The 7,367-nt window shown below is 45.9% G+C and carries 5 protein-coding genes and 1 tRNA gene; 3 read left to right on the top strand and 3 right to left on the bottom strand.

Annotated features, from left to right (window positions below):
- Window positions 1–84: 84 nt before the first annotated feature.
- A tRNA-Tyr gene (locus tag RH86_RS11345) sits at window positions 85–169 on the bottom strand.
- Window positions 170–441: 272 nt separating this feature from the next.
- Between RH86_RS11345 and RH86_RS11340 the strand changes: the two genes are divergently transcribed.
- Complete coding sequence (locus RH86_RS11340; protein ID WP_009386288.1) at window positions 442–1,518, top strand: efflux RND transporter periplasmic adaptor subunit; 1,077 nt, start codon at window positions 442–444, stop codon at window positions 1,516–1,518.
- On the top strand, window positions 1,518–4,655 hold the full coding sequence (gene vexH / locus RH86_RS11335; RefSeq protein WP_009386287.1) for a vibriobactin export RND transporter permease subunit VexH: 3,138 nt from the start codon (window positions 1,518–1,520) through the stop codon (window positions 4,653–4,655). Before RH86_RS11340 ends, vexH begins: the two co-directional genes overlap by 1 nt.
- Window positions 4,656–4,748: 93 nt before the next feature.
- Here vexH and RH86_RS11330 read toward each other — a convergent pair whose 3' ends face one another.
- Window positions 4,749–5,057: a YebG family protein gene (locus RH86_RS11330; RefSeq protein ID WP_005594192.1), complete on the bottom strand. Its 309-nt coding sequence runs from the start codon at window positions 5,055–5,057 to the stop codon at window positions 4,749–4,751.
- 170 nt (window positions 5,058–5,227) lie between these two features.
- Entirely contained in the window at window positions 5,228–6,127 is a 900-nt protein-coding gene (locus tag RH86_RS11325; RefSeq protein WP_009386286.1) for a LysR substrate-binding domain-containing protein, read from the bottom strand.
- A 156-nt stretch (window positions 6,128–6,283) separates the two neighbouring features.
- Here RH86_RS11325 and RH86_RS11320 point away from each other — a divergent pair, with 156 nt between their 5' ends.
- Window positions 6,284–7,258, top strand: coding sequence for a TDT family transporter (locus tag RH86_RS11320; protein ID WP_009386285.1), 975 nt, complete (start codon window positions 6,284–6,286; stop codon window positions 7,256–7,258).
- Window positions 7,259–7,367 lie beyond the last annotated feature (109 nt).

The following is a 7,367-nucleotide window of genomic DNA, read 5'->3' as shown; positions in this document are numbered from 1 at the left end:
ACAAAGTAAGCTTAATTGCTGTTTTCCCAACACGACAATCAAGTGGTTTCTCACGATATCTCTTAGAGCATCACAAGAAGAATATGGTGGAGGGGGACGGATTCGAACCATCGAAGGCGGAGCCGGCAGATTTACAGTCTGCTCCCTTTGGCCACTCGGGAACCCCTCCAGGGTATTTTTATACTTAAAAGAAGTTTTCCCAACGCATCTCTCAAGTTCGGAGCGCATCATAGCAAACTCATAAACACTGTAAAGCGTTTTTCTTCTGATTTTGAGTTGAATGATGCCTTTTTGGACAAAGATGCCTGTAATTGAACGTTTTGCTACCAATTGGGGCGAATTTTAATTGCGATGAAGGTTATAGGATTTACATTCCTTGACGTTTCAAGCACGAAATTACGAGTAAAATAAGCTTAGATATTTCTGGATGAATACATAGTAATGAAAAACAAACTGATCTTAACTCTGCTAACGGCTTCTATTTTAAGCACTTCCCCAACTGTTTTTGCGCGTGGTCCTCAAGGCCCACAAACGATCACAGTGGTGACAGAGCAAGTCCAAACCCATCAAGTTTCTCAATCACTTTCGTTAGTGGGTAAATTGGCAGCAGCGCAATCGGTCATGGTCTCGCCAGAAACCACTGGAAAGGTAGAAACGATCGCTGTGAAAGCCAACCAAGAGGTTAAGAAAGGTCAATTATTGATCCAACTGAATGATGACAAAGCGCGCGCTTCAGTAAAAGAAGCACAGGCTTATCTGAAAGATGAACAGCGTAAGCTGAAAGAATTTCAGCGTTTGGTGAAGCGTAACGCGATTACTCAAACCGAAATTGACGCGCAAAAAACCAATGTAGAGATTGCTCAGGCACGTTTAGATGCAGCGAATGCCAATTTAAAAGATCTGCATATCAGCGCCCCGTTCTCGGGCACCATCGGTTTTATCGATTTTAGTCGCGGTAAAATGGTTTCTGCCGGCACTGAGTTATTGTCGTTGGACGATCTTTCCGTGATGCAACTAGATCTACAAGTGCCTGAGCGTTATTTGGCTAAGATAGAGCAAGGTATGCAAGTCACCGCCACCACCAGTGCATGGGGCACTCAAGTATTTCAAGGTGAAGTGGTTGGGATTGATTCACGTATTAATCAAGAAACGCTTAATTTGCGTGTACGGATTCACTTCAACAATAACGATTTGAAATTGAAGCCGGGTATGTTGGTTTCTGCCAATATGGCCTTTCCTGCGATCAATGCCCCGATCATTCCAGTGCAAGCATTGGAATATTCAGGCACTAAACGTTATGTCTACGTAATTGGTGATGACAACCAAGCCAAACGAACTCAAGTCTTGTTAGGTGCGCGCATTGAGAACCAAGTGGTGATCACTGAAGGACTGAATATTGGCGAAAAAATTGTCGTGCAAGGCATTGTCAACATGCGTGATGGCGCGACAGTGAAAGAACTCGGTAGCGCTGCTAAGCCTGCTGCAGAGCAACAATCGCCAGCAAAAGGTGACAAGTAATGTGGTTGTCTGATGTTTCAGTGAAACGACCAGTCTCAGCACTGGTTCTCAGTTTGCTCTTGTGCGTGTTCGGTATTGTTTCTTTCTCTAAGCTTGCTGTACGAGAAATGCCGGATATCGAAAACCCTGTGGTGTCGGTGAGTACTCGTTATGACGGTGCATCGGCAACCATTATCGAAAGCCAGATCACCTCAAACTTAGAAGAGCAGTTATCGGGTATAAGTGGTATCGATGAAATTTCATCGACCACCCGTAATGGCATGTCACGCATCACCATTACGTTTAACCTTGGTTATGATCTTAATACCGGTGTCAGTGATGTGCGTGATGCGGTTGCTCGTGCTCAGCGTTCGCTACCTGAAGAGGCTGACGACCCGATTGTGTACAAGAACAACGGGTCTGGCGAAGCATCGCTGTATATTAATTTAAGTTCATCTGAATTAGATCGTACCCAACTAACCGATTATGTTGAGCGCGTGTTGATGGACCGATTTAGCCTGATTTCTGGTGTGAGTTCGGTTGATATCTCTGGTGGTTTGTACAAGGTTATGTACGTTAAGCTCAAGCCTGAGTTGATGGCTGGACGCGGCGTCACCACTTCCGATATTACTCAAGCTCTACGTAGTGAAAACTTAGAAAGTCCGGGCGGTGAAGTTCGTAACGATCAAACCGTTATGTCAGTGCGTACCGCGCGTACCTATAAAGATGTTGAAGATTTTGAGTATTTGGTTGTACGTCGCGCCAGTGATAACACGCCGATTTATCTAAAAGATGTCGCAGATGTTTATATCGGTGCTGAAAACGAAAATTCGACCTTCAAAAGTGATGGTGTGGTAAACGTCAGCTTAGGCGTCGTCCCACAATCGGATGCCAACCCTCTTGAGGTGGCTCAACTGGTTCATCAAGAAGTAGAGAAGGTACAACAATTTTTGCCAAGCGGAACCCGCCTAGCGATTGACTACGATTCAACGGTCTTTATTGAACGATCAATTGAAGAGGTCTACAGCACGTTATTTGTAACGGGCGGTCTGGTTATCTTAGTGCTGTATATTTTTATTGGTCAGGCTCGTGCAACCTTGATCCCAGCGGTCACGGTGCCGGTTTCACTGATTTCCTCATTTATCGCCGCATACTTTTTTGGTTTTTCGATCAACCTAATCACGCTTATGGCGCTGATCCTCTCCATCGGTTTGGTGGTGGATGATGCCATTGTGGTGGTGGAGAATATCTTCCACCATATTGAACGCGGTGAAAAACCGTTGTTGGCCGCTTACAAAGGAACGCGTGAAGTTGGCTTTGCGGTTATCGCGACCACCTTGGTATTGGTGATGGTATTCCTACCGATCTCTTTTATGGATGGTATGGTGGGTTTGCTGTTCACTGAATTCTCGGTGTTGTTGGCGATGTCGGTGATCTTCTCGTCATTGATTGCCTTAACCTTAACGCCTGTATTAGGCAGTAAAATCCTGAAAGCCAATGTAAAACCGAGTCGTTTTAATTTGTTCATTGAACGCATGTTTGCACGACTAGAGCAGGGTTATCGCAATCTCCTAACCGCAGCACTAAAAGCGAAATGGGCTGCGCCTGTGGTTATTCTCGCTTGTATGGGCGGCAGTTACGGTCTGATGCAGCAAGTACCTTCGCAATTAACACCTAGCGAAGATCGCGGAGTTATCTTTGCTTTTGTTCGTGGTGCAGACGCAACCAGTTACAACCGCATGTCGGCGAATATGGATATCGTTGAAGATCGTTTGATGCCTTTACTTGGTAAAGGTTTCCTCAAATCCTTTAGTATTCAAACCCCAGCTTTTGGCGGTATGGCAGGTGACCAAACTGGCTTTGTGATCATGATTTTGGACGATTGGAATGATCGTTCTGTCACAGCGCAGCAAGCATTGGGAGAAGTCCGCAAAGCACTATCAGGTATTGCGGATGTGCGTGTTTTCCCATTTACACCGGGTTTTAGAGGGGGCTCAAGTGAGCCAGTGCAGTTCGTCTTGGGCGGCGCTGATTATGAAGAGCTTCGAGATTGGTCGGAAAAACTGAAGTTGTTAGCTGAAGAATCACCATTCATGGAAGGGGCTGAAATTAACTACTCAGAGAAAACCCCAGAGCTACTCGTGACGGTTGATAAGCAGCGTGCCGCTGAGTTAGGCATCAGCGTTTCGGAGATCTCTGACACGTTAGAAGTGATGTTAGGCGGCAAGCGTGAAACCACCTTTGTTGAGCGTGGTGAAGAGTACGATGTTTATTTACGTGGTGATGAAAACAGTTTTGGTAACGCAACCGATCTGACGCAAATATACATGCGCACCGCTTCTGGTGAATTGGTTACGCTTGATGCTGTGACGAAGATTGAAGAAGTCGCTTCATCAGTGCGTCTATCTCACTACAACAAGCAAAAAGCGGTGACGATTTCAGCTAACCTTTCTGATGGTTATACCTTAGGTGATGCATTGAATTACTTGGATCAACAAGCCATCGAACTGTTACCAAACGACATTAGTATTAGCTACTCAGGTGAGTCGAAAGATTTCAAAGAAAACCAATCCAGCGTAATGGTGGTGTTCGCGTTAGCACTGTTGGTTGCTTACCTTGTTCTTGCGGCACAATTTGAGAGCTTTATAAACCCGCTGGTGGTGATGTTTACCGTTCCTATGGGGGTATTCGGTGGCTTCTTTGGTCTATTTGTTATGGATCAAGGCTTCAACATCTATAGTCAAATCGGCATGATCATGTTGATTGGTATGGTAACCAAGAATGGTATTTTGATTGTTGAGTTTGCCAACCAACTACGTGATCGTGGTTTGGAGTTTGAAAAAGCGATTATTGATGCATCTGCGCGTCGTTTACGCCCAATCTTGATGACGGCATTTACCACCTTGGCAGGTGCGATTCCACTGATCCTGTCAACCGGAGCTGGTTATGAAAGCCGTGGCGCAGTGGGTACTGTGATCTTCTTTGGTATGGCCTTTGCCACCTTGATTACCCTGTTCGTGATTCCGGCGATGTACCGTTTGATTTCTGGCAGCACTCAAGCGCCAGGTCATGTTGAAGCAGAGTTGAATAAAGAGCTTAACCATGACTTCAAAGGGCGCACTTCACATGGTGAGCTAGGGGATCTTAGTGAACACTAACGTGGCAATTTGAAGATAATAAAAAACCGAGGCGCTGGCCTCGGTTTTTTTAATTAAAGCTTTGTCTCAATCGACGAAAAGAAAACAGGCGGGTTACGCAGCGTCTTCTTCTTGCTCGTCTTGCTCAATATCAGCAACGGCTTCGATTTTTTTCGCTTTCTTTGGTGCTGGACGACGTTTCGCACCAATCGCGTAAAGCAACTCATCTTTGTTTTGCGCTAGGAACATCGCTAAGTCTTCTTGCTTAGCTTCGTCTTCTAAAATGTCACTTTTACCTAGTAGTGCAAACAGCTCGTCTGCTGTATCCAGCATTTTGTCATAAGCATCCGCTTCCGCTTTAGAGGCAAAAGTCATTTTCTCTTCTCCGTTGCGTTCTACTACGTATTTTACGATTACAGCCATGGTTGTTCCTCTAGCTCTAATGAATGTTCAATTACTGGCTGTTTATACAGTTTTTAACCAAGTAAGTCTAGGTGACAGCTCAAAAGTGCGACTTAGATGCTCACCATTTGTGCGCGTCTTCGTTACGGTGCTTTTTGGGGCATCGCCTGCGGTTAGCCTGAATGGCATACCTATGAGGAGGCTTGATCCCATTGGTAGCAAAATTCGATGAAGCGTTTTAGGAGTGGGTTTTGATACTTTTCTTTATGCACCAGTAGCCAAAAGCGGCGCTTCATATCGAGTGGTAACTCAATCGTGATAACTCGACCATCTTTTATCGCTGGTTCGGCAGCGAGGCGTGAAAGGCAGGCAAGGCCAAGGCCTGCAGAAACACAGTTGATCAGCGCTTCGGTGGTATTGAGCTGAAATGCTTCTTGCCAATGCTCGATGCGCGGAGCGACAGCGCGTAGGAAAAATTCGCGAGAGCCAGAACCTGGCTCACGTAAGATCCAAGCGCTGTTTTCCAAATCGCTGACCGCAGGTACGGTAATGTTCGCCAATGCCGAACTTGGACTACAAATGATGCACATCTCGTCTTGGCTAAACTGGGTTGAGATCAGTTCTGGATGCAGTGTTTTGCCTTCAATGAGCGCAAGATCGAGCTCATAGTCCACCAACTTTTCGCAGATAAGTGCCGAGTTGGAGATAAACAGGCTTTGGGCCTGATGCGCAGTTTGCTGGCGAAAAGCGCTGAGCAAATAAGGCGCGACTTGGTTACCGATGGTATCACTGGCGCCAATGCGCAATTGGCCGGTTAAAGTGGAGTCATCTTCGAGTAACTGTTCGATATCTTGCGCGCGATGCAACAGTTCATCGACCAAAGGGAGTAATTTTTGCCCCTCTTGATTAAGCACCAAGCGTTTATTAACCCGATCAAATAGTGAATGGCCCAGCTGTTTTTCTAGCTCAGCGAGCGCCATACTTACCGCAGCTTTAGAGAGAAACAGCGCTTGTGCCGCTTCGGTTAACGTATCGCAGTGGTTAATGGTCGAAAAAACCTTGAGCTGCTTTAATGAGATATTAACGGCCATAGAGAATTCAACTTCTGAGTTAATGTGGTTGGATTATGAATCAGTGATAGTGTCGTTTAGTTTACTTGAACACGTGTTTTAAATAATTAGATATATCTTAACAAAGTGCAAGCGTAGAATGGCGCCATAATAAAGAGATTGAGCGGAGTGTGAGCCATGATCACAGCAACAAAAGCAAAAGTATTCGGTGCGCCAACACCAATGGCAGGATTGGCATTAGGTATTGCAAGCCTTGGTTGGTGTTGGGAGAACGCCGCTGATTTGAATGGCATCGGTCAATTAATCGGTGCCGCGATCGCTTCACTTTTGCTTGTCATTTTAGCGGTGAAATTCCTGCTCCATCGTCATCTTTTATCTGAGGATCTTGCTCACCCTGTAGTGGGTAGCGTGGTGCCTACTTTTGCGATGGCAACCATGGTGGTGTCAAATGCGCTTGGTCATTTTTCTCCTTGGGCGGGGGATGCCCTATGGTTATTTGCGGTCGCGCTGCATGTGGCGTTTTTAGCCAGCTTTATTTACCACCGCTCACAAGCATTTGAACTGCACCATATGGTACCAAGCTGGTTTGTTCCACCTGTGGGTATTGTGGTGGCGGATGTCTCTTTTTCGGGCAATCCTCATCTGGCTTTTATCGCACAAAGCACATTGATCTTCGGCCTTGTTGCTTATGCCATCATGCTGCCAGCAATGATCTACCGTTTGATCTTCGCGCAAGAAATTCCAGATGCGGCGAAACCAACCTTAGCCATCATGGCCGCTCCTGCCAGCCTTTCATTGGCGGGGTATTTAAGCGTAACGAGTGAGCCATCACCAGTGATTATCGGCGTGCTGTTTGGTATCGCAGTTTTGATGACCGTAGTGATCTATTTAGCTTTCATTAAATTACTGCGTTTACCTTTTAGTGCTGGTTTTGCGGCGTTCACCTTCCCAATGGTGATAGGCTCTACTGCGCTATTTAAATTAAGTGCTTGGATGCACAACATCCATGTCGCGGATCATTACATCGCGCAAGTACATGGCTTGGCCGTGGCTGAGTTATGGATTGCAACCTTAGTGGTGGGTTATGTTGCCGCGCGTTACTTCCATTTTTATCAGCCACACAAAGTGATGATGCGTCGCGATAAAAAATAATTTATAGCATCAAGTTGGCTGGCAATAAGGCTTTCTCAGTGAGCAACCATAAAGAGCGAAACGCACGGTTTCGCTCTTTGCACAATTAAGCGGCAATACCACGCAATCC

Source organism: Vibrio sp. N418 (assembly GCF_000222565.1).
Taxonomy (GTDB): Bacteria; Pseudomonadota; Gammaproteobacteria; order Enterobacterales; family Vibrionaceae; genus Vibrio; species Vibrio scophthalmi.
Note: the sequence above shows the minus strand (reverse complement) of the source record. Positions and strands in the feature narration are given on the sequence as shown.

What these genes read in the sequence shown, in the direction of transcription:
- RH86_RS11340 (WP_009386288.1), top strand. Translation starts at nt 442, where the DNA reads ATGAAAAACAAACTGATCTTAACTCTGCTAACGGCTTCTATTTTAAGC.
- vexH (WP_009386287.1), top strand. Translation starts at nt 1,518, where the DNA reads ATGTGGTTGTCTGATGTTTCAGTGAAACGACCAGTCTCAGCACTGGTT.
- RH86_RS11330 (WP_005594192.1), bottom strand. Translation starts at nt 5,057, where the DNA reads ATGGCTGTAATCGTAAAATACGTAGTAGAACGCAACGGAGAAGAGAAA.
- RH86_RS11325 (WP_009386286.1), bottom strand. Translation starts at nt 6,127, where the DNA reads ATGGCCGTTAATATCTCATTAAAGCAGCTCAAGGTTTTTTCGACCATT.
- RH86_RS11320 (WP_009386285.1), top strand. Translation starts at nt 6,284, where the DNA reads ATGATCACAGCAACAAAAGCAAAAGTATTCGGTGCGCCAACACCAATG.